20 protein-coding genes and 2 pseudogenes are annotated in these 26,812 nt (G+C 74.0%); 10 read left to right on the top strand and 12 right to left on the bottom strand.

Annotated features, from left to right (window positions below):
- Nucleotides 1-44 precede the first annotated feature (44 nt).
- The 4 genes and pseudogenes from ALMP_RS33770 to ALMP_RS33755 all read right to left on the bottom strand — a co-directional run bounded on the left by ALMP_RS33770 (nucleotide 45) and on the right by ALMP_RS33755 (nucleotide 3,524).
- Nucleotides 45-419, bottom strand: a complete 375-nt coding sequence (locus ALMP_RS33770; RefSeq protein WP_010357981.1) for an RNA polymerase-binding protein RbpA — start codon at nucleotides 417-419, stop codon at nucleotides 45-47.
- Between the two features lie 278 nt (nucleotides 420-697).
- Complete coding sequence (locus ALMP_RS33765) at nucleotides 698-2,044, bottom strand: MFS transporter (RefSeq protein ID WP_264935374.1); 1,347 nt, start codon at nucleotides 2,042-2,044, stop codon at nucleotides 698-700.
- A 61-nt stretch (nucleotides 2,045-2,105) separates the two neighbouring features.
- A pseudogene (locus tag ALMP_RS33760) lies at nucleotides 2,106-2,874 on the bottom strand (glycerophosphodiester phosphodiesterase).
- Complete coding sequence (locus tag ALMP_RS33755) at nucleotides 2,871-3,524, bottom strand: YitT family protein (protein WP_264935372.1); 654 nt, start codon at nucleotides 3,522-3,524, stop codon at nucleotides 2,871-2,873. Before ALMP_RS33755 ends, ALMP_RS33760 begins: the two are co-directional and overlap by 4 nt.
- Nucleotides 3,525-3,623: 99 nt before the next feature.
- Between ALMP_RS33755 and ALMP_RS33750 the strand changes: the two genes are divergently transcribed.
- On the top strand, nucleotides 3,624-5,132 hold the full coding sequence (locus ALMP_RS33750; protein ID WP_264935370.1) for a PLP-dependent aminotransferase family protein: 1,509 nt from the start codon (nucleotides 3,624-3,626) through the stop codon (nucleotides 5,130-5,132).
- 90 nt (nucleotides 5,133-5,222) lie between these two features.
- Here the strand turns inward: ALMP_RS33750 and ALMP_RS33745 are convergent, their stop codons facing one another.
- Nucleotides 5,223-6,791, bottom strand: coding sequence for a hypothetical protein (locus tag ALMP_RS33745; RefSeq protein ID WP_264935368.1), 1,569 nt, complete (start codon nucleotides 6,789-6,791; stop codon nucleotides 5,223-5,225).
- A gap of 55 nt (nucleotides 6,792-6,846) precedes the next feature.
- Nucleotides 6,847-7,041, bottom strand: coding sequence for a hypothetical protein (locus ALMP_RS33740; protein WP_016434155.1), 195 nt, complete (start codon nucleotides 7,039-7,041; stop codon nucleotides 6,847-6,849).
- Between the two features lie 261 nt (nucleotides 7,042-7,302).
- On the opposite strand from ALMP_RS33740, the gene ALMP_RS33735 reads away from it, so the two are divergent.
- The 5 genes from ALMP_RS33735 to ALMP_RS33715 all read left to right on the top strand — a co-directional run bounded on the left by ALMP_RS33735 (nucleotide 7,303) and on the right by ALMP_RS33715 (nucleotide 12,867).
- Nucleotides 7,303-7,695, top strand: a complete 393-nt coding sequence (locus ALMP_RS33735) for an ankyrin repeat domain-containing protein (RefSeq protein WP_264935363.1) — start codon at nucleotides 7,303-7,305, stop codon at nucleotides 7,693-7,695.
- Between the two features lie 324 nt (nucleotides 7,696-8,019).
- A complete protein-coding gene (locus tag ALMP_RS33730; protein ID WP_264935361.1) occupies nucleotides 8,020-9,441 on the top strand; it encodes a HEAT repeat domain-containing protein in 1,422 nt (473 codons plus the stop codon).
- A gap of 170 nt (nucleotides 9,442-9,611) precedes the next feature.
- Entirely contained in the window at nucleotides 9,612-10,739 is a 1,128-nt protein-coding gene (locus ALMP_RS33725) for a glycosyltransferase family 1 protein (protein ID WP_264935359.1), read from the top strand.
- Nucleotides 10,736-12,019, top strand: coding sequence for a glycosyltransferase (locus tag ALMP_RS33720; protein ID WP_264935357.1), 1,284 nt, complete (start codon nucleotides 10,736-10,738; stop codon nucleotides 12,017-12,019). The genes ALMP_RS33725 and ALMP_RS33720 overlap by 4 nt, the downstream gene beginning before the upstream one ends.
- Nucleotides 12,016-12,867: an SGNH/GDSL hydrolase family protein gene (locus ALMP_RS33715; protein ID WP_264935355.1), complete on the top strand. Its 852-nt coding sequence runs from the start codon at nucleotides 12,016-12,018 to the stop codon at nucleotides 12,865-12,867. Before ALMP_RS33720 ends, ALMP_RS33715 begins: the two co-directional genes overlap by 4 nt.
- Before the next feature lie 111 nt (nucleotides 12,868-12,978).
- Here ALMP_RS33715 and ALMP_RS33710 read toward each other — a convergent pair whose 3' ends face one another.
- The 5 genes from ALMP_RS33710 to ALMP_RS33690 are packed head-to-tail and all read right to left on the bottom strand — an operon-like array spanning nucleotide 12,979 to nucleotide 17,380.
- Nucleotides 12,979-13,857: a biotin-dependent carboxyltransferase family protein gene (locus ALMP_RS33710; protein WP_264935353.1), complete on the bottom strand. Its 879-nt coding sequence runs from the start codon at nucleotides 13,855-13,857 to the stop codon at nucleotides 12,979-12,981.
- A complete protein-coding gene (locus tag ALMP_RS33705; protein WP_264935351.1) occupies nucleotides 13,854-14,480 on the bottom strand; it encodes an allophanate hydrolase subunit 1 in 627 nt (208 codons plus the stop codon). The genes ALMP_RS33710 and ALMP_RS33705 overlap by 4 nt, the downstream gene beginning before the upstream one ends.
- A complete protein-coding gene (locus ALMP_RS33700) occupies nucleotides 14,477-15,235 on the bottom strand; it encodes a LamB/YcsF family protein (RefSeq protein WP_264935350.1) in 759 nt (252 codons plus the stop codon). The genes ALMP_RS33705 and ALMP_RS33700 overlap by 4 nt, the downstream gene beginning before the upstream one ends.
- A gap of 16 nt (nucleotides 15,236-15,251) precedes the next feature.
- Entirely contained in the window at nucleotides 15,252-16,064 is an 813-nt protein-coding gene (locus ALMP_RS33695; protein ID WP_375803569.1) for a putative hydro-lyase, read from the bottom strand.
- Between the two features lie 14 nt (nucleotides 16,065-16,078).
- A complete protein-coding gene (locus ALMP_RS33690; RefSeq protein ID WP_264935347.1) occupies nucleotides 16,079-17,380 on the bottom strand; it encodes an MFS transporter in 1,302 nt (433 codons plus the stop codon).
- A gap of 171 nt (nucleotides 17,381-17,551) precedes the next feature.
- Here ALMP_RS33690 and ALMP_RS33685 point away from each other — a divergent pair, with 171 nt between their 5' ends.
- From ALMP_RS33685 to ALMP_RS33670, 4 genes are all read left to right on the top strand, one after another.
- Nucleotides 17,552-18,259, top strand: coding sequence for a GntR family transcriptional regulator (locus ALMP_RS33685; RefSeq protein WP_264935345.1), 708 nt, complete (start codon nucleotides 17,552-17,554; stop codon nucleotides 18,257-18,259).
- 80 nt (nucleotides 18,260-18,339) lie between these two features.
- Nucleotides 18,340-19,866, top strand: a complete 1,527-nt coding sequence (locus ALMP_RS33680; RefSeq protein ID WP_264935343.1) for a hypothetical protein — start codon at nucleotides 18,340-18,342, stop codon at nucleotides 19,864-19,866.
- Between the two features lie 52 nt (nucleotides 19,867-19,918).
- On the top strand, nucleotides 19,919-20,797 hold the full coding sequence (locus ALMP_RS33675; protein WP_264935341.1) for a hypothetical protein: 879 nt from the start codon (nucleotides 19,919-19,921) through the stop codon (nucleotides 20,795-20,797).
- 46 nt (nucleotides 20,798-20,843) lie between these two features.
- A complete protein-coding gene (locus ALMP_RS33670; RefSeq protein ID WP_264935339.1) occupies nucleotides 20,844-25,454 on the top strand; it encodes a hypothetical protein in 4,611 nt (1,536 codons plus the stop codon).
- A 3-nt stretch (nucleotides 25,455-25,457) separates the two neighbouring features.
- Here ALMP_RS33670 and ALMP_RS33665 read toward each other — a convergent pair.
- A pseudogene (locus tag ALMP_RS33665) lies at nucleotides 25,458-26,809 on the bottom strand (GMC family oxidoreductase).
- Between the last annotated feature and the right edge of the window lie 3 nt (nucleotides 26,810-26,812).

Raw genomic sequence — 26,812 nt, 5'->3', positions numbered from 1 at the left:
CGGCGCCCGCGGTCATGTGCGTTGCGCTGATGCGCCGGCCTCCGCTAGGCGGACTTGCGGCTGTCCCGGGGATGCACCGCCAGGTTCATCGCCCCGGACCGCAGAACGGCCAGGCGCTCCTCGAGGACCTCTTCGAGTTCCTCACGGGTCCGCCGCTCCATCAGCATGTCCCAGTGTGTACGCGCGGGCTTGGCCTTCTTCTCCTCGGGGCCGTCGCCGTCCACGAGGAGTGCCTGGGCCCCGCAGACCTTGCACTCCCACTCCGGCGGGATCTCCGCCTCGACCGAGAAGGGCATCTCGAAGCGGTGCCCCTTCTCGCATGCGTACTCCACGGCCTGGCGCGGGGCCAGGTCGATGCCGCGGTCCGTCTCGTAGCTGGTCACCACGAGGCGCGTGCCGCGAAGAGCTCGCTCACTCATGAATCGTGCCTCCCGGGCTTGTCGCCCACAGGACAGGTGTCGCTGTCGTCGTCATCCGGTCAACGTCCGGTCGGCGGTAAAGATTCCCGTTCCGAGTCCCGTTCCGGGTCATGCGTCGCCGTCGTAGCCGCAGCCTTGTCAACCAGTGCAGTACCCACCGGCGCCCGGTTTGTCACATCTGCAAGGAGATGTCACCCAGCGTTTCGGCATCTTTGACGCGCAGTAACGGTACGCCTGGCAGGCCAAACGCGTACACTACCGCCCTTTCGTGTTGAGCGCTAAATCTTCTCGGGTACCGGATTGCCCGCACCCTCGATCGCCCGCCGCACCGGGACCCGCGCGAGCAGCAGGAACCCGAGGACGAAGAAGACCACGAGCGAGATGATCGCGTCCCGGTAACTCCCGGTCAGCTGGTACGTGAGCCCGAACAGCAGCGGGCCGAGCCAGCTCATTCCGCGGTCGCTCACCTCGTAGGCGGAGAAGTACTCGGCCTCCTTGCCGGGCGGGACCAGATGCGAGAAGAGGGAGCGGGACAGGGCCTGGCTGCCGCCGAGGACCAGCCCGATCGCGGCCGCCAGCAGGAAGAAGCCCACCGGCGCCCCGGCCGGCAGGAAGTACCCCGCGCCCAGGGTGAGCGTCCAGGCCACGAGCGAGCCGAGGATCGTGCGCTTCGCGCCGTACCGCCGCGCCAGACGCCCCATCGTCAGGGCGCCCGCCACGGCCAGGACCTGCACCAGCAGGACGGCGCCGATGAGCGTGGACTGGCCGAGGCCCAGCTCCTCGGAGCCGTAGATCGACGCCTGGGAGATCACGGTCTGGATGCCGTCGTTGTAGACGAGGTACGCCAGGAGGAAGGCGAGGGTCAGCGGGTGGCGGCGCATGTCGCGGAAGGTCGCGGCGAGCTGGCGCAGGCCCGGTGCGGTCGCCTCGCGCGCGGCCGAGGGGCGGTCGCGCAGCCGCAGCAGCGGGATCAGGGTGAAGCCGCCCCACCACAGGCCGGCCGAGGCCAGACAGATCCGCACCGCCGTCGACTCCGAGACACCGAAGGAGTCGTGGGCGAGATAGAGGACGAGGTTCACGACCAGGACCAGGGAGCCCGCCGCGTACCCGAAGGCCCAGCCGCGAGAGGAGACCGCGTCGCGTTCCTCGGGCGGGGCGATCTGGGGCAGATAGGAGTTGTAGAGCATCATCGCCACGGACTGGGCGGCGTTCGCCACGACGAGCAGCGCGCCGCCCAGCAGATAGCGGTCCCCGGAGAGGAAGAACATGCCCGTCGTGGCCGCGGCCCCGACATAGGCGGCGGCCGCGAGGAGCGGCTTCTTGCGGCCCGTGCGGTCGGCCGCCGCGCCCACCAGGGGCATCAGCACGACGGCCACGATCACCGACAGGGACACCGAGTACGCGAAGAAGGAGCCCGCCCGGACCGGGATGCCCAGGGGATGCACATAGCCGTCGGCGTCCGCGGCCTTCTCGGCGACCGACGTCAGATACGGCCCCAGGAACACGGTGAGAACGCTCGTCGAGTAGACGGAGCACGCCCAGTCGTAGAAGTACCAGCCGCGCTGCTCGCGCCGCCGCCCGGCCGCGTCGTCGCACGCCGCCGTCCGCACGGTGTCGGTGCCCACCCGTGCCCTCGCTTCCCCGCCGAAGATGCCGCGCGAGGGCGGCGGAGCGCGCGGGACCGGGTCAGACCCAGACGCCCCGCTCCTCCATGACCTTGCGCAGTGTGCCGATGTGATCGGTCATGATGCCATCGACCCCCAGGTCCAGCAGCCGGTGCATCCGATCCGCCTCGTTGATCGTCCACACGTGCACCTGGAGCCCGCGCGCGTGGGCCGCGCGCACGAAGCGCCGGTCCACCACCTGGATGCCCGACTGGGTCTCGGGCACCTGCGCCGCGACCGCCGAACCGCGCAGCGCCGCGGGCACGCCCCAGGACCGCAGCCGCAGGTTGAGCACACCCCGGGTGCCGTACGAGGTGGCCAGGCGGGGCCCGGCCAGCCGCTGGGCGCGCACCACACGGGCCTCCGAGAAGGAGCCGACGCAGACGCGGTCCCAGCAACCCGTGCGCGCGATCAGGTTGAGCAGGGGATGGAGCGCGGGCTCGGCCTTGATGTCGACGTTCCAGCGCACCTCGGGGAAGGTCTCCAGCAGTTCCTCGAACAGCGGGACCGGTTCCTCGCCCCCCCACGCGCGCGTGCCGTACGTCCGCCCAGGGCAGATCGGCGATCCGGCCCGCCCCGTCGGTCACCCGGTCCAGCGTCGTGTCGTGGAAGGCGACGAGCTTGCCGTCCCGGGTGGCGTGCACGTCGGTCTCGATGTAGCGGTAGCCCGCCTCGACCGCGCGCCGGAACTGCGCCACGGTGTTCTCCAGACCGTCCGCGGCCCCGCCGCGGTGCGCGAATGCGATGGGCCCCGGATGGTCGAGGTACGGGTGGCGTATGAGGGTGCTCACGGACGCAGTATCGCTCCACGGGGTGACCCGGTGGCAACGACCGTGCTGCCGCCGGATGCCGGGGGAACGGCGAACACCCGCAGGAAGAGCTGGGCGAGCGGACCGATCGCCACCGCGTAGAGCAGGGTGCCGACGCCGATGGTGCCGCCCAGGGCGAAGCCGGTGACCACGACCGCCACCTCGACGGCCGTCCGCATCAGGCGGATCGAGCGGCCCGTGCGCCGGTGCAGGCCCGTCATCAGCCCGTCGCGCGGTCCCGGCCCGAAGCTCGCCGCGATGTACAGGCCGGTGGCCAGGCCGTTGAGGACGACGCCGGCCAGCAGCAGCGGCACCCGGACGGTCAGCGTGTGGGCCTCGGGGACCAGGGCGAGCGCGCCGTCCATGGCGAGACCGACCACGAAGACGTTGGAGACCGTACCGAGGCCGGGCCGCTGGCGCAGCGGGACCCACAGCAGCAGCACGGCCGCGCCCACCACGATCGACACCACCCCGATCGACAGGCCGGTCCGTTCGGCGAGCCCCTGGTGGAGCACGTTCCACGGCTCCAGGCCCAGCCCCGCCCGGACCAGGAGCGCCGAGCTGGCGCCGTAGAGCACGAGGCCGGCGTACAGCTGGATCAGCCGCCGGCCGAGACGGTGTGGTGTCGACAAGGGTCCCCCCGGGTGGTCGCAGTGGCCTTACCCGTGTCACTCTGTGGCTTGTCGAGAAGAGCCATCCAGGGCCAATTCCGGAAAGGTGGACTGGTAGTCATGGCGCAGTGGACCTCCGCGGTGGGGGCCGCGCAGCTCGCGCGGCTGCTCAAGTCCCAGCAGGACCGCCCGGCGGGCCCCGGGACGCGCCGCCCGCCCGCCTACCGCGCGCTCGCGGACGGCATCCGGCTGCTCGTGCTGGAAGGACGCGTCCCGGTGGCCGCCCGGCTGCCCGCCGAACGCGAACTGGCGATGGCCCTGACCGTGAGCCGTACGACCGTCGCCGCCGCCTACGAGGCGCTGCGCGCCGAAGGCTTCCTGGAGTCGCGGCGCGGCGCCGGCAGCTGGACGGCCGTGCCGGCGGGCAACCCGCTGCCCGCGCGCGGGCTGGAGCCGCTGCCGCCGGAGGCCCTCGGCTCGATGATCGACCTGGGCTGCGCGGCCCTGCCCGCGCCGGAGCCGTGGCTCACCCGTGCCGTGCAGGGGGCGCTGGAGGAGCTGCCGCCCTACGCGCACACGCACGGCGACTATCCGGCCGGGCTGCCCGCGCTGCGCGCGGTGATCGCCGAGCGGTACACCGCGCGCGGGATACCGACCATGCCCGAGCAGATCATGGTGACGACCGGCGCGATGGGCGCGATCGACGCGATCTGCCATCTGTTCGGCGGGCGGGGCGAGCGCATCGCCGTCGAATCGCCCTCGTACGCCAACATCCTTCAGCTGATGCGCGAGGCGGGCGCCCGGCTGGTGCCCGTCGCCATGGCCGAGGGGCTCGCCGGGTGGGACCTGGACCGCTGGCGCCAGGTGCTGCGCGAGGCGGCGCCCCGCATCGCCTATGTCGTCGCCGACTTCCACAACCCGACCGGCGCGCTCGCCGACGAGGACCAGCGGCGGCGGCTGGTGGAGGCGGCCCGGTCGGCGGGAACCGTGCTGGTCGCCGACGAGACGATGAGCGAGCTGTGGCTCGACGAGGACGTCGCGGGCGCGGCGATGCCGCGGCCGGTGTGCGGTTTCGACCCGGCCGGCTCCACGGTGATCACCGTCGGCTCGGCGAGCAAGGCCTTCTGGGCGGGGATGCGCATCGGCTGGGTGCGCGCCGCCCCGGACGTCGTGCGCAGCCTGGTCGCCGCGCGCGCGTACGCCGATCTGGGCACCCCCGTGCTGGAGCAGCTCGCGGTGAACTGGCTGTTCACCACCGGCGGCTGGGAGCAGGCCGTCGAGCTGCGGCGCGCCCAGGCCCGGGAGAACCGGGACGCGCTGGTCGCGGCGGTGCGGCGGGAGCTGCCGGAATGGGAATTCGCCGTCCCGAAGGGCGGCCTGACCCTGTGGGTGCGGGCCGGAGGCCTCTCGGGCTCGCGACTGGCCGAGGCCGGCGAGCGGGTCGGCGTGCGCGTCCCCTCCGGGCCCCGCTTCGGCGTCGACGGGGCCTTCGAGGGCTATGTACGGCTGCCGTTCACCGTTCAGGGCGCGGTGGCGGACGAGGCCGCCGCACGACTGGCCGCGGCGGCCCGGGTGGTGGAGAGCGGCGGGACGGCCGGCGGCGAGGGGCCGCGTACGTTCGTCGCGTAGGCGGCAGGGGGTCCCCCGTCGGGGGCGGCGGGTGACTTGTGGATCGTGCCGCCGGTCGGAAAAAAAGCACCGTCCCCCGGAGCCCCCTGGCTAGCTGCTCTCCGCGGCCACGGCCTCGACCGGTACCGGGAGCGACTCGCCGTCCGCCGGGGTCGTCCGCGGCGGCAGCAGGTCCAGCACCGCCTGCCGGTGCGCGTCGCTCGTCGCGTCGTCGTACGGGTCCGGGGTCGCCGGGACCTGGAGCCGGTGCACCGGTCCGGAGCCGAGCCGGGCGTAGCCACGTCCGGGCGGGACCTGGTCGACGGGCGTGGAGCGCGGGCGCGCGCCCAGGAGCGCCTCCAGCTGACGGGCCGGAGCGGGCCCGAGGACGACACGCGCGCGCGTGTGCTGCCGTACGGCGTCGCTCAGGAGGTCGAGGCGGTCGAACTGTTCGGCGACGACGACGGCGACATGGACCGCGCGGCCGTGCCGGAGGGGGACCTGGAGCAGGGACTGCGGGTCCTTGCGGCCGTCCGCCTCGGCGAGCGGGGTGAACGCGGTGGGGCGGTCGAGCAGGATCCACAGCGGGCGCTTGGTGTCGTCCGGCGGCGGATGGCCCGCCTGGCGGGCGTGGTTGGCGGCGATGAGCCGGCGCTCGGTCTCGCTCGCCGCCCACTCCAGGCTGGCCAGCGCCCCGGCGAGCCCGACCTCGACGCCCAGGACGCCGTCCCGGCCGGTGAGGCAGGCGTACTCGCCGGTGCCGCCGCCCTCGACGATCAGGACATCGCCGTACTGAAGGGCCTGGAGGGCGATCGAGCGCAGCAGGGTCGAGGTGCCGCTGCCGGGCTGGCCGACCGCCAGGAGATGGGGCTCGGTGGAGCGCGGGCCGGTGCGCCAGACGACCGGCGGCACGTCCCGCTGCTCCTCGCCGTGGGTGAGCGGGAGCGTGCGGTGGACCTGGGAGTGGTCGGTGAAGCCCAGGACCGTCTCGCCGGGCGCGGTCACGAAGCGCTGGGCGGCGATGTCGGTGGGCAGCGGGGCGAGGACACGGACCGTGAGTTCGTTGCCCTCCTCCTCCCAGTCGAAGAGGTACTCACGGCCACGGCCCGACTTCGCGGCGAGCAACTGCTCGACCCGCGCGCGCGGCTCGCCCTCGCCGTCCGGGAAGTAGGCCGGGTAGCGGACCAGGAGGTGCGTCACCCGGTCCGAGTCGTCGAACTCGTACGACGGGAAGACCTTCTCCCACTCGCCGCCGTGGGCGTACAGCGGGGAGGGGTCCTCGGCCGTCGAGAAGTGCGGGACCAGAGCCTCGTACAGCGACTGGAGCCGCTGGATCTGCGACTCGTCGGGGCCCTCCGGAGCCGGTGGGGTGCGGTCCCGGCCCTGCCAGGCCGCCGCCGCCATCAGCGTGATGACGGCGAGCAGGGGGCCGTGCGGTACGAGCGCCACGACCAGGATCACCGAGGCCACCATGAACAGCAGCGGCCCGCGCCTGTCCTTGGGGGTCTCGGCCCACTTGCGCCGCCCGGCCGAGGCCAGCCGGCGCAGTCCGCGGGTGATCGTGATCAGCGGGTGGAGGACGTCGGTGGCGCTGTCGGCCGCCGTCCGGGCCAGCTCCCGGCTCCGGGCGATCTGCGCGCTGCCTGTGCTCAGGATGCGGGGGAGGGGGCGCCGGGCCACTGCTGTCTCCTGACGGTGAGTACGGAAGGGACGGACGACGGCGGGGCGGGCGACGTCAGAACTTGATGCCGCCCAAAAGGCTCGCCAGGCTCTCGCCGCCGGCCTTGATGCTCGGGGCGATGGCCGTGCTGGCCAGGTAGAAGCCGAACAGGGCCGAGACCAGGGCGTGCGACGCCTTCAGCCCGTCCTTGCGGAAGAACAGGAAGACGATGATGCCGAGCAGGACCACGCCTGAGATGGACAGGATCATGTGAGTTCTCCTGGTTGTGGGGACAGTCACCATGAGTACTTCCAGGATCACAGGATGTATCTATACGATTAAAGGTGCAAATGGGTGAAAAACGGGATATTTCCCCCGGACGGGCGAAGCCTTGGCAGACTGCCTGAACAGCGGAGTTGCGTCGAACGGGTCTCCCGCTGATCTTTGCCTCCGGCGGGTCCCGTCATGTGTCCGCCGAGCCAGTACCCTGGCGATTCACCTGAACGGCTGTGCAGAGAGGCGGTCCGGCCGATGAGCGAAGTTCCCGACCCCGAGGTCGTGGAGCTGGCGACCAAGATCTTCGATCTGGCCCGCCGGGGGCAGACCGAGGCGCTCGTGGCGTACGTCGACGCGGGCGTTCCGGCCAACCTCACCAACGACCGCGGCGACTCGCTCGTGATGCTCGCCGCCTACCACGGCCATGCCGAGGCGGTCCGGGCGCTGCTCGCCCGCGGCGCCGAGGCCGACCGCGTCAACGACCGGGGCCAGACCCCGCTCGCGGGGGCGGTCTTCAAGGGGGAGACGGAGGTCATCAAGGCGCTGCTGGACGCCGGCGCCGACCCGGCCGCGGGCACCCCCTCGGCCGTGGACACCGCCCGTATGTTCGGCCGCACGGAGTTGCTGGAGCTGTTCGGCGCCCAGTGACACCGAAGGTCCTGACCAGGTAGAACAAAAGTGCACAGCAAGTAATTCGACGACCACGGGGGAGGCGGTGCGAGGCCGCCGGAAATTTCGGTCGCGGCAGGGAGAACCGCCGAGTCATCATGACGTCGTGATTCACGGACGCGATGGCTGGGCAGGTGTTGCCGCACCGCGCGGGCCGTGACGCGGTCCGCATGGGCCACCGACGAGAGGCAGAGGAAGATGGTCTACAGCAAGCAGGAAACGGCGGGCGCCCCGACGTGTTGTCACGCTGCCAGGTAATGCACGTCCCCGGTTGCGTCGACGCTTGATGTGAGGCTGTTTCCCATGTTCGATCCGGTCATAGCGCCCAGCGGCACGCTGCTCGGCCTCCTCCAGCGGGGCCGCGGCGACGGCACACTGCACGCGCTCACCGCCCCCCGCCCCGAGGCCCTCGCGGCCCTGAACCACTGTGTGCTGCGCGACCCCCGCCACGACTGGCAGGTGGAGAACCGCTCCCTGTACTACGCCCGTCTCTTCCTCGACCTGAACGGCGAGCTGGACGAGATCGAGGCCCACCTCTTCGACGTCGAGGACGCCTTCGACACCGAGGAGTCCCGCACCGGCCTCGCCCTGGCCGTCCTCGGCCACCTCGCCTCCTACGGCAGGCGGGACGCCCTGGAGCTGCTGCGCAGGTACGCCGCCTCGGGCTCCAACTGGGCCTGGGCCCTGGACGAGCTCGCCCTGCGCGACGACGACGCCGGGCTGCGCGCCCTGGCCGCGCCCGTGCTGGCGCGGTTCGCGACCGACGCCGAGGGCGAGGCCGAGCTGGCCGCCGCCGTACGGGACGCCTTCGAGCCACGGCCCTGGCGGCTGTGGGCCGAGGACCCCCGCGAATACGTCTCCACGCGTGTGCGTGCCGCTCAGGAGACCGGCTGTTTCGACCGCTGGCAGCGGCAGATGAGTCCCAGCGGGCCCCGCCCCGGCTGGAGCGTCCAAGCCGTCTTCGAATGGGCCCAGCAAGGCGTCGAACGAGGCGCCGCGCTCCATGTCCCCGCCGCCCGCTGCCTCACCGCCGTGGCCGGACCCGAGGACCGGCCGCAGATCGTGCGCGCGGCGCGGGACGGCTTCGAGGGAGCCCGCTGCACCGCCCTGCGCTACCTCGCCGACAACAACGATCCCGACGCCCTCGATCTCATCGAAGGCGCCGTGACCACCGGCTCGACGGCCGTCGTGGAGGCCGCCGTCGACGCCTTCGAACGCATGCGCAGCGTCGCCGCCGTCGACCGGGCCCGCGGCTGGGCCCACCGGCCCGACGCCCTGGGCGCCGCCGCCGGCCGCGTCCTCGCCTGCCGGGGCGCCACCCGGGACAGCGACCTGGTCCTCGGCGCACTGCGCGAAGCCGTCCGCGGCGAGGGCTGCGACGCGCCGACCCTGTGGACCCTGGTCGACGGCGCCGGACGACTCGGCATCGTCTGCGCGGCCCCCGTCCTGCGCCATATCTACCGCGAGACCGCCTCGTCCCATCTGCGCGGGCGGTGCGCCCGCGCACTCGCCGCCACCGACCCCTCCTTCGCCACCGGCTTCGCCGTCGAATGCCTCTGGGACTGCGAGGAGGCCACCCGCGAGATCGCCGCCCGGCACGCCGAGACCGGCGACACCCGTGTCGTCGAACGCCTGCGCAGACTCGCCGCCGACCCCGCCGAGGAGGCCGAGGTGCAGACGGCCGTACGCAGCCGGATCGGGCCCGACACCGCCTCCGCCATGTGACCCGACGGGCGTACGCGTGCCCGCCGGGTGAACAGGGGATGACCAGCGGGTCGGACGGGAATGGACACCGTCTGACCCGCTCGGGTGCGCAGCGCAACGCTCATGGGACGTTTGTCGTCCGGAAAGATCCACGTTGACGCGGCCACGTCCGGCGCGGCGACAACACCGGTATGCGTGTCGTCATCGTGACCGAATCCTTTCCCCCCGACGTGAACGGCGTGGCCCACTGCGCGCTCCAGACCGCCCGGCACCTCGTAGATCGCGGTCACCTTCCGCTCGTCGTCGCCCCGGCCACCGCCGCCGGGACCGGGCCGGACGCCCAGGCGCCGTGCCCCGTCGTCCGTGTCCCCTCCCTCCCGCTCCCGGGCTACCCCCAGGTGCGCGTCGCCCTCCCCAGCCGACGCGTCGCCGCGGCCATCGCCGACCACCGCGCCGACATGGTCCACCTGGCCAGCCCCTTCGTCCTCGGCGTCCGCGGCATGGCCGCCGCCGCCCGGCTCGGCATCCCGGCCGTCGCCGTCTACCAGACCGACCTGGCCGGATACGCCCGCACCTACATGGGCGCCGGCGAGGCCGCCGCCTGGCGGCGGATACGCTCCGTCCACGCCGCCGCCGACCTCACCCTCGCCCCCTCCAGCGCGGCCCTGCGCGACCTGGAGACGCACGGCGTCCCCCGGGTCAAGCTCTGGGCGCGCGGCGTGGACACCGTCCGCTTCCGCCCCGACCACCGCGACGAGGCGCTGCGCCGCGAACTCGCCCCGAACGGCGAGACGATCATCGGCTACGTCGGACGCCTCGCCCCCGAGAAGCAGGTCGAGCTGCTGGCCGGGGCGTGCGGCCTGGACGGCGTGAAGGTCGTGGTGGTCGGCGACGGCCCCAGCCAGGCCCATCTGACCGAGGCGCTGCCCGGCGCGGTGTTCCTGGGCCGCCGCACCGGCGACGACCTGGCCCGCGTCTTCGCCTCGCTGGACGTCTTCGTGCACACCGGCCCCTTCGAGACGTTCTGTCAGACCGTGCAGGAGGCCATGGCCAGCGGTGTGCCGGTCGTGGCGCCCGCCGCGGGCGGTCCGCTCGACCTGGTCGCCCACGGCCGTACGGGGCTGCTCGTCCCACCGCGTGACGTCGACGCCGTGCGGGACGCGGTGCGGTCGCTGGCCGCCGACGCCGCACTGCGGGCCGCCTACGGCGCCGCCGGGCGGGCCACGGTCGAGGGCCGCACCTGGGCCGCCGTCGGTGACCAGCTGATCGGCCACTACGCCGACGTGCTCACCGCCCGTCGGCCGGTGGTGGCGGCGTGAGCGCCGGATCGGCCCCCGTGGGCACGGGGCGGGCGGACGCCGGGGCGCTGCGGATCGTGCGCCTCGCCAACTTCGTCGCCCCCGCCTCGGGCGGACTGCGCACGGCCCTGCGCGAGCTGGGCAAGGGATACCGGGCGGCGGGCCACGAGCCCGTGCTCATCGTGCCCGGCGAGCGGGAGAGCGACCGCGACACCGAGCAGGGCCGGGTGATCACCCTGCCCGGGCCGCTGCTGCCCGGCACCGGCGGCTACCGCGTCCTCACGGACAAGCGGCGCGTCGCCCGCCTACTGGAGGACCTCGCGCCCGACCGCCTGGAGGTCTCCGACCGCACGACGCTGCGCTGGACCGGGAAATGGGCGCGGCGGGCCCGCGTCCCGGCCGTGATGGTCTCCCACGAGACCGCCGACGGGGTGCTGCGCACCTGGGGCCTGCCGGAAGGAGCGGCCCGCCGGGCCGCCGACGCGCTCAACCTCCGCACGGCGCACACCTACGCGCGCGTGGTGTGCACCACCGAGTTCGCCGAACGGGAGTTCGTGCGGATCGGCGTCCGCAACGTGGTGCGCGCCCCGCTCGGCGTCGACCTCGTCGAACGGCACCCGGCCCTGCGCGACCCGGGGCTGCGCGGCCGCCACGCGCGCGCGGACGAGGCCCTGCTGGTGACCTGCACCCGCCTGTCCGTGGAGAAACGTCCCGGTACCGCGCTGGACGCCCTGGAGGCCCTGGTACGGAGGGGCACACGGGCGGTGCTGGTCGTCGCCGGCGACGGGCCGCTGCGGGGCAGGCTGGAGCAGCGGGCACGGGAGCGCGGGCTGCCGGTCACCTTCCTCGGGCACGTCTCCGACCGGGGTGCCCTGGGCGCGCTCCAGGCGTCCGCCGACGTGTGCCTGGCGCCGGGCCCCGCCGAGACGTTCGGGCTCGCCGCCCTGGAGGCGATGGCCTGCGGTACGCCCGTCGTGGTCAGCGCCTCGTCGGCGCTGCCCGAGGTGATCGGGGCCGCCGGGGCCGTCGCGGCGGACCACGGCGAGGCCTTCGCGGACGCGGTCGAGACGCTGCTGTCGCGGCCTCGGGCCGAGGCGCGGGAACAGGCACGCGCGCGTGCGGAGTGCTTCGGGTGGGGGACGGCCGTGGAGGCGTTCCTCGCCGCGCACGACGCGACCGTGCTGCGCCGGGCCGGCGGGAGCGGCGCGGGCGACACGACGGTCGCCTCCTCCCGCGTCGCTCGTGCCGGGGACGACGCGACGGTCGCGTCCCGTCCCTTCGTGTCCGGAGGACTCGGATGAGACCCGTCCGATTCGTCGCCCTCGGGGACTCGCTCACCGAGGGCGTCGGCGACCCCGTGGGCGACGGGTGGCGCGGCTGGGCCGCGCTGCTCGCCGGCGGTCTCACGGAGCAGACCGTGGAATTCACCAATCTCGCGGTCAGCGGCGCGCAGACCCGGGACGTGCTGGAACGGCAGCTTCCGGCGGGGCTGGCGCTCCGCCCCGACCTCGTCTCCGTCGTCATCGGCGTCAACGACACCCTGCGCTGCACCTTCGACATCCACGCCGTCGCCTCCCGGCTCGACCGGATCTACGGCTCCTTCACCGGGCAGGGCGCGGTCCTGCTCACCGCCTGCCTGCCCGACCCGGGCGCGATGCTCGGTCTGCCCGGGGCGCTCGCCCGCCCGCTCGCCCGGCGGCAACGGGCCGTGAACACCGTCGTCCACGCGCTCTCCGACCGGTATGGCGCCGTCCATCTGCACGCCGCCGAGGGCGCGTGGCTGACGGACCGGGCCATGTGGAGCGCGGACCGGCTCCACCCCGGGGAGCGCGGGCACCGGCAACTGGCGGTGCGTTTCCACGCGCTGCTGACACGGGCGGGCCTGGCCGACGGCGCAGCGCCCTCGCCCGAGCCGCAGTCGCCGGCCCCGACGACGTCGGCCGGCCTGTGGTGGCTGGCGACCGCGGGCACCGGCTGGGTGGCCCGGCGCTGCACCGACCTGCTGCCGCAACTGCTCGCGCTGGCCGCCGACGAGATGCGCCACCGCGCGCGCGGCACGAGCGCCCGCCTCGATCTGCGGGCCTCGGCGGCGGTGTCGGCGGCGCTGACCGCGCTGTCGGCCGGGGAACGGCGGCCCGACCTCGCCTAGGCCCTGTCGTTTGGATCATCCCGGCGTCCGAACGACAGGGCCTGGCCGCCGCTGTCGGCCGGGGAGCGGCGGTGAGGCGTCGCTCAGTCGCGGAGGCGTCAGGACGGTGCGTCAGTGGCGGCGTACCGCGACGAAGCGGAGCGGGGTGCCCGGGACCGCCTGGGCGGCGGCCGGGAGGTCGGACGGGCGGACGACCGCGATCACCGGATAGCCCCCGGTGGTCGGGTGGTCGGCCAGGAAGACCACCGGTCTGCCGTCCGGCGGGACCTGGACCGCGCCCAGCACCATGCCCTCGCTGGGGAGTTCACCCGGCCGGGCCCGCTCCAGCGCGGGGCCCTCCGTGCGCAGGCCGATGCGGTTGCCGGCCGGGGAGACACGGTACGCGCGCGAGGTGAAGGTGCGCAGCGCCCGCGGGGTGAACCAGTCGTCGCGCGGGCCGAGGGTCACCCGCAGGACGAGTTCCGCCGGAGGCGCCGGCTGCGGGGCGACGTCCACGCGCGCGTGCGCGGCGGGAACGTGCCCCGCAGAGCCCAGGGGCAGGACCGCGCCGTCCGCGAGGGGAGCGGGGCCGAGGCCGGAGAGCAGGTCCGTGGAGCGGCTGCCGAGGACCGGTTCCACGGCGATGCCGCCGGTCACGGCGACATAGCCGCGCAGCCCCGAGACGGCGGCCCCGACGTCCAGCACCGCGCCCGCGGGCACCCGCACGGGCGCGCCCCAGGCGGCGGGACGGCCGTCCACGGTGACCGCGCAGGGGGCGCCGCCGACCGCCACGGTCACGTCGCAGCGCGGCCTGAGGGCGCAGCCGTCGAGTGTGGTCTCCAGGACGGCCACCTCCGGGGCGTTGCCGACCAGCCGGTTGACGAGCGCCGCCGCGGGCGCGTCCAGGGCGCCGGAGCGGGGCACCCCGAGATGGGCGTGGCCGGGCCGGCCCCGGTCCTGCACGGTGGTCAGCGCCCCCGCGCGGACGACGAACAGCGCGCGGTCGGTCATGCGGCGCCCTCCGCGTCCACCGGGACGAAACGCACGCGCGTGCCGGGTGTCAGCAGCGCGGCCGGCACGCGCGCGTGGTCCCACAGCACGGCGTCCGTGGTGCCGATCAGCTGCCACCCGCCGGGCGACGCCCGCGGGTACACACCCGTGTACGGTCCCGCCAGCGCCACCGAACCGGCCGGCACGGCGGTGCGCGGAGTGGCCCGGCGCGGCACGTCGTAACGCGACGGCAGGCCGGTGAGGTAGCCGAAGCCGGGAGCGAAGCCGCAGAAGGCGACGCGGAAGTCGGTGGCCGCGTGGATGCGGGCCACCTCCCGCGCGGACACACCCCAGTGCGCGGCCACGTCGGCGAGGTCGGGGCCGTCGTAGCGCACCGGCAGGTCGATCACGTCACGGGCGAGCGGGGGAGCGGGCGGGAGGGCGGCCGTGGCCAGTTCGCGAGCCCAGCGGACGGGGTCGGCCAGGCCGTCGAGGAGGACCGTGCGGGCCGCGGGGACGATCTCGCGGACGGTCAGCGAGCCCTCCGCGCGGCGCCTGAGCAACTCGGCGTGCAGGGCGTGGGCCTCCTCGCCCGAGTCCACCTCGACGAGCAGGGCGTCCTCGCCGACGGGCAGCGCCCTCATGCGAAGGCCTCCACCCGCACACCCGACTCCTCCAGCCGCTGCCGGACCCGGCGGGCCAGCTCCACCGCGCCGGGGGTGTCGCCGTGCAGGCACAGGGAACGCGCGCGTACCTCGATGGTCGCCCCCGTGCGGTCGGCGACCGTGCCGGTCCGGGCCAGGCGCACCGACCGCTCGACGACGGTGTCCGGGTCGCTGACCACGGCCCCGTCCTGGTCGCGCGGCACGAGCGTGCCCCGCTCGGTGTAGGCGCGGTCCGCGAACGCCTCGGGCACGACCGGCAGCCCCGCCTTCCCGGCCAGCTCCAGCAGGCGCGAGCCGGGAAGTCCGAGCACGGGGAGCGCCGCGTCGGCGAGGAGCACCCCGTCGACGACCGCGCCGGCCTGGACCTCGTCGTGCACGACCCGGTTGTACAGGGCGCCGTGCGGCTTGACGTAGGCCACGCGCGCGCCCGCCGCCCGGGCGAAGACTTCCAGGGCGCCGATCTGGTAGGCGACCTCGGCGGCCAGTTCGGCGGGCGGCACGTCCATCGCGCGCCGCCCGAACCCCGCGAGGTCCCGGTAGGAGACCTGCGCGCCGATCGTCACACCCCGCTCGGCGGCCAGTTCGCACACCCGTCGCATGGTGGCCGCGTCCCCGGCGTGGAAGCCGCAGGCCACGTTGGCGCTGGTGACGACGGACAGCAGCCGTTCGTCGTCGGTCAGCCGCCAGCGGCCGAAGCCCTCGCCGAGGTCGGCGTTCAGATCGATCGCGGTCATGGATCCTTCCTGTCGTTCAGGCCACGCGGTACTGCTCGTCGCGGGCGTCGGTGAGGAACATCTGCCCCGGTGCGTGGGTGAGGGCGAACGGCGGACGCGAGGCCATCACCGCGGCCTGCGGGGTCACACCGCAGGCCCAGAACACCGGGATGTCGTCCGGCTCGGCGTCCACCGGATCGCCGAAGTCGGGACGCCCGAGGTCGTCGATGCCCAGCCCCGACGGGTCGCCGCAGTGTACGGGGCTGCCGTGCACCGCCGGGAGCAGACTGCTCTCCCGGATCGCCGTCGCGAGGTGCTCCGGCGGCACCGGGCGCATGGACACCACCATCGGCCCGTGCAGTCGCCCCGCCGGACGGCACTGACGGTTCGTCACGTACATCGGGACGTTGCGCCCCTGCTCGACGTGGCGGATCGGCACGCCCGCCCCGGCCAGCGCCCACTCGAAGGTGAAGCTGCACCCGAGCAGGAACGTCACCAGGTCCTCACGCCAGTACGCGCGCACGTCCGTCGGCTCGTCCACCAGCTCTCCGTCCCGCCACACCCGGTAGCGCGGCAGGTCGGTGCGCAGATCGGCGTCCTCGGCCAGCACGGTCGTCCAGGAGCCGGCGTCGGTCACGTCGAGGACCGGACAGGGCTTGGGGTTGCGCTGGCAGAACAGCAGCATCTCGTACGCCCAGTCCGCGGGCACCGAGATCAGGTTGACCTGGGTGTGGCCCGCCGCGACACCGGCCGTGGGGCCCGACAGGCCCTCGCGGAAGCGGGCCCGGGCGGTTTTCGGGCTCCACGTGTGCGCGTGCTCGTCGGCGAGGGCCACCGGGCGGTCTTCCATGAAGGTCGGACGGTTCACTCCAGTTCCTTCCCGCGGGTCTCCGGCAGCCCCAGCAGCGCCAGGGCCGCGATGCCGTAGCCGATCGCGCCGAAGACCAGCGCGCCGCCCACGCCCCAGCTGTCGGCGAGGAAGCCGACCGTGGTGGGGAAGACGGCACCGACGGCCCGGCCGGTGTTGTAGGTGAAGCCCTGACCCGTGCCGCGCACCGCCGTCGGGTACAGCTCGCTCAGGAAGGACCCGAAGCCGCTGAAGATCGCCGACATGCAGAACCCGAGCGGGAAGCCGAGCACGAGGAGCAGGGTGTCGGCACCGCTCGGGATGTTCGCGTACGCCACGATGCAGACCGCCGACAGCAGGGCGAAGAGCCAGATGTTGCGGCGGCGGCCCAGCCGGTCGGTGAGGTGACCGCCCGTCAGGTAACCGAGGAACGCGCCGGAGATGAGGAACGTCAGGTACCCGCCGGTGTTGACCACCGACAGCCCGCGCTCGGTCTTCAGATACGTCGGCACCCAGGTGGCCAGCGTGTAGTAGCCGCCCTGCACACCGGTGGAGAGCAGCCCCGCGAAGACCGTCGTGCGCAGCAGCGGACCCCGGAAGATCGCCGGGAACGAACCCTTCTCGGCGCTCCGCTCGCGCGCGGCGGCGGCGGTCGGCGCGTCCTGCACACGGCGCCGCATCCACACCACGAGCAGCGCCGGCAGGGCGCCCGTCCAGAACATCACGCGCCAGGCGATGTCGTCGCCGAAGTACGAGAAGACCAGCGTGTACACGATCGCCGCCAGTCCCCAGCCCACGGCCCAGGAGCTCTGGATCACACCGAGGGTGCGGCCGCGGTGCTTCGCGCTCGCGTACTCGGCGACCAGGATCGCGCCGACCGCCCACTCGCCGCCGAAGCCGAGGCCCTGCAGGGCGCGGAAGACCAGCAGCGTCTCGTAGGTGGGCGCGAAGCCGCAGGCCACGGTGAAGACGGCGTACGTGACGACCGTGATCATCAGCGCCTTGACCCGGCCGATCCGGTCGGCCAGCACGCCCGCGAGGGCGCCGCCGACCGCGGAGGCGACCAGCGTGACGGTGGTGAACAGGCCGGTCTGGCCGCTGTCCAGGCCGAAGTACGCCGCGAGCGCGACCATGCTCAGCGGCAGGGTGAAGTAGTCGTAGGAGTCGAGGGCGTAGCCCCCGAAAGCGCCCGCGAAGGCGCGCCGGCCGCGCGGACCGAGGGCGCGCAGCCAGGCCATGGCGCCGTCGTCGGACGCCTCGGGAGCCGGCGAGGTGTGGGTGTCGGTGGGCGGGGCCTGCGGTGGAGGGGTCGTGCTCATGGGCACCTCGCAAGAGATGACGGAGGGTGCTGGGAGTGAGCCGTGCCGTGCGGAAGCGCGCGGCGCCGCGGTGAGGAGCGGGCGGCGCCGTTCGTAGCAAGGTAGAGGATCGTTGAACGATCCTTCAATACCCTTGTTGTTCCTTCCTCCTGTCTGCGATTGAATTCCGGCATGGCAGAGCAGCTGACGGGACTGGCCGACGACCGAGCCCTCCTGGGGCGCACCAGCACGGCGGAGCGGGTCGCGGACATCCTCAGGAGCCGCATCGCCGAGGGCTACTTCCCGCCTGGGACGCGCCTGTCGGAGGACAGCATCGGCGGCGCGCTCGGCGTCTCCCGCAACACGTTGCGCGAGGCGTTCCGGCTGCTCACCCACGAGCGCCTGCTCGTCCACGAGCTCAACCGGGGCGTGTTCGTCCGTGTTCTGAGCGTGGAGGACGTCGAGGACATCTACCGCACGCGCGCGCTCGTCGAGTGCGCCGTCGTCCGCGGGCTGGGCGAGCCGCCCTACGGGCTCGACGCGCTGCGGGCGGCCGTCACCGAGGGACAGCTCGCGGCCGTCGAGAACGACTGGAAGGGGCTGGGCACCGCCAACATCCACTTCCACCGGGAACTGGTGGCCCTGGCCGGCAGTGCCCGCACCGACGAGCTGATGCGCAGCGTCTTCGCCGAGCTGCGCCTGGCCTTCCACGTCGTGGACGACCCGCGGCGGCTGCACGAGCCGTACCTGATGCGCAACCGGCAGATCCTCCAGGCCCTCCAGGCCGGCGACAAGGGCGAGGCGGAGCGGCTGCTCGAGGTCTACCTCGCCGACTCGCTGGAGCGGATCGTCGACGTGTACCGGCGACGGGTGGGCGAGGAGGGGCGCGGCGACGCCTGAGATCGTCTCGCGCCTCTGTGACGACCGTCGCTTCTGCGTCGTTTGGTTCGTTGTCAGACCGAGGACCTAGTCTGTGCACCGTGACTTCGCCTGCATCGACGGACCGCGTTCCGCCCCAGCTCAGTGCGGGGCCGCGCCCCGCTTCGGGCCCGGCCGCCGACGAGGGACTGGCGCGGCGCCTGCGCGCGCTCGCCTGCACCGCCCCCCTTCACGACCTCGACGCACGCAAGGCCAACCTCGCCGGTGAGTACTCGGTGTACGGCATGGCGGAGATCGCCCTCGCCGCCATCGACCTCGTCACCCTGAACATGGACTTCGACACCGGCGCCGACCAGGACCAGATCGTGGCCCGTCTCGTCCCGCGCATCGCCGCTCAGGCCCCGCGGCGGCCCGCCGAGGAGCACGAGCGCGTGGCCCGCTGGGTCCTGGAGAACCTGATCAACGTCGGCAGCGTCGACCGCGGCTTCCGCGCCGTGTACGGCACCTTCGCGCCGGACGGCACCTACGTCCGCCGTGACTACGACTTCAAGCTGATCGAGGAGGTCCCCGGCCACGGCGGCGCGGTCTACCTCCGCACGACGGACGAGGCGGTCAACGTCCTCGTCGGCGCCCTCGACACCGATGTCACCAGCGCGCAGATCGCCGCCGAGGTCAAGCTGGAGGTCCTCATCCGCCGGGGCCGCCTCGCCGACGCCCAACTCGCCGCCGAGCAGGCCCGCTACCGGACCGTGCAGTACTCCGAGACCCTGCGCAAGGCGCTCGACGCGACCCGGCGCAACGTGCGCGCCGTCGACTGGCTCAACGCCGTCCCCGACATGATCGCCGAGGCCCTCGACCACGTCGCCGACCGCTACCGCCACGAGAACGCGATCCTCACCAACATCCGCAAGGCACGCGACGAGTCCGAGGACCCCGAGCACAAGCGGCGCGCGGCCGAACTCGTCGACATCGTCAAGGACTGCATCCGCCGGCACACCCAGTTGCAGTCGCGCCTGCTGGAGGCCGGGCCGCTGTTCCGCGCCGAGCAGGACCGGCAGGCCTTCGCCACACCCATGACGACCTCGGGGATCGACCTCTACGGCCACCTGGTCGCACCGGTCCTGCCCCTGCCGCTGGAACAGGCCGTCAAGGTCACCGACGCGTTCTTCGCGCGCGGGACCGGGCTGCGCACGCCGGTGTCCGTCCGGGTCGGCGACCTGGTCGACCTGCTGCTGACGCCTCCGGTGGAGCGGGAGCACCTCGGGGCGGAGATGCCGGAACCGGACCTCATCGCCACGCCGGACGACAGCCGATTCAGCGAGGACCAACTGGCCGCCGCCAAGGAGCTGCTGGACCTGCCCGCCGACGCGCCCCGCAGACTCTCCGGGCTGCTGGCCGAGGCACGGCGCACCGACCCCGACCTGCCGTACCTGGTCGCGCTGCTCGCCGTGCACGCGGCCAGCCCGGCGGTCGGCACCGCCTACCGGCAGGGCGAGGAGAAGCTGCTGTTCGCCGTGGACGACGGGACGGAGCTGGACGACCCCGAGTTCGGCGGCGCCGACCTCATCGTCGGTACGGCCCTGCTGGACGCGGCAGGGATGGCCGCCGACCGGACGGAAGCAGCGTGAACCCGGCCGGGAACCCCAAGGACGAGCGACATCTCAGCAAGGAGCCGACACCGTGACCGAGCACGTCGACCGGAGTGAACCGGAGGCCGCCGCCGCGCCGGTGAGCAACACCGTCACCCCCGCCGACGCCGCCGACGCGGCGCGGCTCGTCGCCTTCGGGCTCCAGCCCAAGCTCCAGCCCGCGCGCGACCAGGAGTACGCCGAGCTGCTGCGGCGCCACCGCGAGGACCCGGCGTTCGCCCGGCTCGCCGACGCGGTCGCGGCCGGGCTCGGCCTCGTCGTGCTGGAGGTGTCCCCGCGCGCGGGGATGGCCGTGACCGCCGCCGAGGACTCGGTGTTCGCCGTGCGCATGGGCGACTACGCGCGTCGCACGTCCGCCGACGGCGGGGACCGCTTCCTGCACGGCCTCGCGCACCTCGCCGTCGCCGCGATGGCCTTCCCCCGCCCCGAGGACCTCGCCGACGACTCCTACATCGGGCGGGTCAGCGTCAACGGCGTCGATGCCTTCGTGCGCCAGGCCTGCCGCCGGCTGGAGGAGCGGGCGGAGGAGCAGGGCGAGAACACCGACCCGGCCAGCGACGCGCCCGGCCTGGAGGCCGCCTGGCGGATCTGGGCCCGGCGCAGCGCCACCGGCGCCACCAAGGACGCGCGCAGACTGGCCGGTTCGACGACCGGCATCGTCGGCAAGGCCGTCTCCTTCCTCACCGACTCCGGCTTCCTCCAGCGGACCGGCGACGACAACGGCGGCACGTACCGCACGACGGCCCGCTACCAGCTCCAGGTGCGGGACATGGCCGGCAGCGCCGCCCTGGCCGAACTGCTCGAGCTGGGCGTCGTCCCCGTCACGGACGGAACGCCGACGCTGCTGCCCGCCGAGGACACCGACGACCTGGAGCTGGTGGCCGACGCCGGACTGCCCTTCCACTCCTGAGCCACGCACACCCCCCTGATCTGCCGAAGACTTACGAGAGTCCGCCATGTACGAGCTGTCCCGGGTCCGCCTCTACTCCATCGGGCCCGCCGGTGCGCGCTACGCCGACACCGTGCTTGACCTGCGGGGAGTGGGCGACGTCGTGCCCGATCCCGCCCCCACGCAGGCGGAGTTCTTCGAGGAGGAGCCGGTCGGTCCGCCGCGCCGCCCCGCGCCCGCCGGCGTGCTCTTCCTGGAGAACGGCGGCGGCAAGTCCGTCCTGCTCAAGCTGATCTTCTCGGTGATGCTGCCCGGCCACCGCAACACCCTCGGCGGCGCCAGCTCCGGCGTGCTGCGCAAGTTCCTGCTCGCCGACGACTGCGGACACGTCGCGCTGGAGTGGCAGCACGTGCTGACCGGCGAGTGCGTGGTGGTCGGCAAGGTGAGCGAGTGGCGCGGCCGGCAGGTGTCCAGCGACCCCCGCAAGTTCGCGGAGGCCTGGTACTCCTTCCGGCCCGGACCCGGGCTGAGCCTCGACAACCTGCCCGTCGCCGAGTCCACCGCCGTACGGCCGCCCGTCGAGGGCCAGTCCGGGGCGCAGGGACGGCGGCGGACGATGAAGGGCTTCCGGGACGCGATCACCGACGCCGGGAAGGCGTATCCGCACCTGGAGGTGCACTGGGAGGAGATCCACGACCGGTGGATCGAACACCTCGGCGACCTCGGCCTGGACCCCGAACTCTTCCGCTACCAGCGGGAGATGAACGCCGACGAGGGCGAGGCCGCCGGCCTCTTCGCGGTCAAGAAGGACTCCGACTTCACCGACCTGCTGCTGCGCGCGGTGACGGACACCCGCGACACCGACGGACTCGCGGACCTCGTCAGCGGCTTCGGCAACAAGCTGGGCCGGCGCGCCGAACTCATCGCCGAACGCGACTTCACCGCCGGGTCGGTGGACCTGCTCGGGCGGATCGTGGAGGCCGCCGACGCTCGGGCACGCGCGCGTGACGTCCACGCCGCCGCCGAGCGGCGCACCCGCACCCTGGCCCGGCGGCTGTCCGCGCGGGGCACCCGGGAACGGGCGCGGGCCGCCGACCTCGCCCAGCGGGTCACCGCCGCCGCCCACACCGTCACCCACTCCGAGGCCGCACGCGGACGCAGCGCGCTGATCGCCGCCGAACTCGCCTACCGCCACGCCTCATTGGCGCTCGCCGCCGCCGAGAAGTCCGCCGCCGCGCAGAAACGCGAGCTGGCCGACGCCCGCACCCTGCACTCCGCCTGGCAGGCCGCCGAGGCCGTACTGCGCCACCGCGCCGCCGCCGACCGCGTCGCGCGCGTGTCCGCCGCGATCCAGGAGGCCGAACGCGACGCCGCCCCGGCCCTCGCCGCCCGCGCCAAGGCCGCCGTCGACCTCGTGCGCGCCCTGCACGCGGCCGCGGAGAGCGCCGAGACCCTCGCCAACGAGGAGGAGGAGCGCTCCGCAGCGCTCCAGGAGGTCGGCGAGTCCGCCCACCGGGACTCCACCTCCGCCGCCACCGAGGCGCAGCGCGCCCGCAGCGAGGCCGGCCACCTGCGCCAGCGCCTCACCGAGGTCGAGCAGGAGACCGCCGAGGCCGTGCGCGCCGGCTGGCTGGACGACAGCGCCCCGGACGCCGACCCGGCACGTGCCGCCCTCGCCGCCAGCGACGCCGAGAAGACGGCCGTCGCCGCCTGGGACACCGCGCGTGAGGCGTCCCGCCGGGCCGCCGAGCACGCGCGCGAGGCCGCCTCCGCCGAGTCCCGCGCCGAACTCACCGCGGCCCGAGCGGCGGACGCGGCGACGGCCGCCCAGCGGTCGTACGAGGCCGAGCGGCGGATCGCCGAGGCCCTGGCGGGCGAGGAGCGGCTGGCGGAGCTGCTCGGCCTGACCGGCGGCGGCAGCACCCCCCGCGGGGGCATTCCGCGGCCCCGGCAGGACGGCGAGACGGACGGCACCGGCCTCACCCCCGAGGACCTGGACCGCTACGCCGACGAACTGCGGGAACTCCTCGACGACGCCGTCTCCTCCGCCGAACGGCACCTCTTCGAGCTGCGGACCGCCGCCGCCGACGACTCCCGCATCCTCGGCGCGCTCGGCGACGGCGGGCTGCTGCCGCCCGGCCCGGACGTGCTCGCCACGGTCGAGTTCCTCGGCGAGCACGGCATCCCCGCCCTGCCCGGCTGGCGCTACCTCGCCCAGGCCGTCGACCCCGCCGACCACGCGCGCGTGCTCGCCGCCCGCCCGGAGCTGGTCGACGGCGTGATCATCACCGACCCCGACTCGCACGCACGCGCGCGTGAGGCGCTCAGCGACGCCGCCCTGCTGCCCCGCTCCGCCGTCGCGGTGGGCACGGCCGCCGCCCTGCTCGCCCCCACCCCGGCGCCCGACGCCGACACCGGTGACGTCTTCCTCGTACCGCCGAACCCGGCCATGCACGACGAGCACGCCGCCGACGAGGAGCGGCAGGCGCTGCGCGCGCGGGCGACCGAACGCGACGAGGAGATCCGCCGGCTCGCCGCCCGGCTCGGCAAGGACCGGGAGCTGGCCGCACGCCTGGCGTCCTGGCGCACGGGCTGCCCGGCGGGCCGTCTGGTCGAGCTGGCGCAGGCCGCCCGCGACGCACACGCGTTCGCCGAGGAGTCCGAGGCCGAGCTGGCCGAGGCGCGCACCGTGCGCGCGGAGGCCGACGAGGCCGCCGCCGAAGCCGCGCAGATCCGCGACGAGAGGCAGGAAGCCGCCCAGAAGGCCCGCCGCGCCGCCGACGCCCTCGCCGGGCTGGCGTTCCGGCTGCGCGAGCGCGCCGGCTGGCAGGCCAAGCTGCGCGAACTCGCCGACGAGGCCACCGAGTCCGAGGCCCGCGCCCAGACGTGCCTGGAACGGGCCCGCGCCGCCGACGAGGACCGCCGCGCCGCCCAGCGCGCCGCCGACGACGCCCGCCGTACCGCGCGTGCGCTGCGCGCCGAGCGCTCCGAGATCGCCGGCGCTCCCGACGGCGTACCCGAGGACGACACCGAGGCGCCCACGGCGTCCCTGCCCGCCCTGCGCGAGGCCTACCGGGCCGCTTCTCAGGTGTACGAGAAGGTCGGCGTCGGCGCCGACCTGCGGGCCGAGCAGGCGCGGGCGGAGAGCGACGAGAGCGCGGCCCGCGCGGAGCTGGACCGGCTGAGCAACAAGGTCCGCACGCGCGCGGAGCAGCTCCTTCAGTCACCCGACGGCTCCGACGGACCCTCCCGGCAGGCCGCCGCCGCGCGCGCGGAGGAGCTGGTGCAGCTCCTGGAGACCCGTATGTCCAGCGCGAGTGAACAGCTCGGGCGGCTGCGCGGCGAGGCCGAGCGGCACGCTCCCGAGGACGGCGAGGCGCACACCGAGCTGCCCGAGGACCAGCAGCCGCGCGACGCCGAGCACGCCCAGGCGCTGCTGCGCACCGCGACCGCCGAACTCGCCGCCCGCACCGAGGCGTTGAGCCAGGCCCGGGAGGCCCACGCCGAGCTGCTGGAGGCGCACCGGGCCGCCGAGGACGCGGCCGGCGGCTTCGACGAGATCGCCGCGATGCTCCGCGACCTGCTGCGCGAGCACACCACCGACGAGGAGCAGGAGGAGCCGGAGCCCTACCCGGGCGGTCTGGAGGAGGCCCGGCAGTCCGCCGCCGAGGCCCGCCGCTCGCTGCGCGGCTGCGTCGCCGATCTGTCCGCCGCCGAGGCCGCCGTCCGCGAGGCGAGCGACGTGCTCGTCCGGCATGCCAACTCCACACGCTACGAGCAGGTCCGCACCCCCGCCCGGCAGCAGATCCGCGAGCTGCCCGCCTCCGCGCTGCCCGAGCACGCCCAGAAGTGGGCGGACGCCTTCGCGCCCCGACTGCGGGTCCTCACGGACGAGCTGGCGCAACTGGAGCGCAACCGGGACTCGATCGTGGACCGCCTCCGCGGCCTCGTCGAGTCCGCGCTCGCCACACTGCGCTCCGCGCAGCGGCTCTCCCGGCTGCCGGAGGGCCTCGGCGAGTGGTCCGGGCAGGAGTTCCTGCGCATCCGCTTCGAGGAACCCGACCAGGCGACCCTCATCGAGCGGCTCGGCGAGGTCATCGACGAGGCGACCCGGGCGGCCGTCAAGAAGAACTCCGACCTGAGGCGCGACGGGATGTCGCTGCTGCTGCGCGGCGTCGCGGCGGCCCTCCAGCCCAAGGGCGTCGCCGTCGAGATCCTCAAGCCGGACGCCGTGCTGCGCGCCGAACGCGTCCCCGTCGGGCAGATGGGCGACGTCTTCTCCGGCGGTCAGCTGCTCACCGCCGCCATCGCCCTGTACTGCACGATGGCGGCCCTGCGCTCGAACGACCGGGGCCGCGACAAGCACCGTCACGCCGGCACGCTGTTCCTCGACAACCCCATCGGCCGCGCCAACGCCACCTACCTGCTGGAGCTCCAGCGGGCGGTGTCCGACGCGCTCGGCGTCCAGCTGCTGTACACCACCGGCCTGTTCGACACCACGGCTCTGGCGGAGTTCCCGCTGGTCATCCGGCTGCGCAACGACGCGGACCTCAGGGCGGGCCTGAAGTACATCAGCGTGGAGGAACACCTCCGCCCGGGACTGCCGCAGCAGCCCCAGGCGGGGGAGGCGGGGCACAGCGAGATCACGGCGACGAGGATGTACAAGCGACCCAGCTGAGGATCACCGGGCGTCCTCCTTCAGCAGTTCCGCGCACTTCTCGCCGATCATCATCGTCGTGACGCACGGATTGACGGCGACGAGGTCCGGCATGACCGAGCCGTCCGCGACCCGCAGCCCCTCGACACCCTTGACCCGCAGCCGCGCGTCGAGCGGGGCCGAGGAGTCGTCGTCAGCGCCCATCCTCACGGTGCACGACGGGTGGTAGACGGTGTTGTGGGTCTTGCGGATGTAGTCGAGCAGCTCGTCGTCGGTGCGGACGTCCGGCCCCGGGGCCAGCTCCGCGCCCGCCCAGCCGCTCAGCGCGGGCTGCGCGGCGATGCGACGGGCCAGCCGCAGCCCGTACGTCATCACCCGCACGTCGTGCTCGTGGGTGAAGTACCGCGGGTCGACCCGCGGCTTGTCCCGGTAGTCCCGTGTGCGCAGCCGCACCGTTCCCCCGTGTCTTCGCCTTCGTCACGTTCGGGGTGAGGCAGAAGGCGTTCTCGGAGGTGGGGTAGCCGTGCCGGGCGGTGTTCATGTCGAACGGCACCGACCCGTAGTGGAACATCAGGTCCGGCCGGTCCAGGCCCGGTTCGGTGTGCACGAGACGATCACCTCCCGCCGGGCCCGTACCGTCCGGGTGTGGATCAGGTCCGGGTCCAGGTACTCGGCACCGGTACAGCGCCGCCCCTCCAGCACGAGCCTCTTGGCGCGCACCCCGGTGCGGACGTCGAGGTTGGGCCGCTTGCCCATGACCGGGTGCAGATAGGCCACCGAGGAGGACTGGCGGACGTTGTTCTCGTCGGCGTTGATCTGGAACCAGTTGGCGCCCCGGACCACCGTCCGGCCGGTGTTGAAGGCGACCGTGGGGTATTCCGGCCTGCGCGCACGCCTCCAGCAGGGCCGTACCGCACGGGTCCTCGCCCTTCAGGGTGCGCGGTTTCACCGGGCCGGTGCGGCCGTGGTGGTCGCCGGGGGCGTCGTTCGACTCCAGCCGCCGGAACAGCGGGAAGAGGTCGGCCGCGCTCCAGCCCGTACAGCCCGCCGCCGCCCAGTCGTCGAGGTCCTCGGCCGGTGCCCAGAAGGCGATGCAGGAATTGTGGGACGAACAGCCGTCCAGCACCTTCGCGCGCGTGCCGGAGGAAGTCGTTCCCGCGGGCCTGGGGCTCGACCGGGTAGTCCCAGTCGTAGCCGGACTCCAGCAGCCCCATCCAGCGCTCCAGCTTCAGCACGTCGTCGTCGCCGACGTCGCTCGGGCCCGCCTCCAGCACGCACACCGTGACGGCCGGGTCCTCCGAGAGCCGGGCCGCGACCACGTTGCCCGCCGTGCCGCCACCGACCACGACATGGTCGAACTCGTCGATGCTGCTCATGAG

It is taken from the genome of Streptomyces sp. A012304 (assembly GCF_026008495.1).
Classification (GTDB): domain Bacteria; phylum Actinomycetota; class Actinomycetes; order Streptomycetales; family Streptomycetaceae; genus Streptomyces.
The sequence above is the reverse complement of the archived record's forward strand: the minus strand, read 5'-3'. Positions and strand labels throughout refer to the sequence as shown.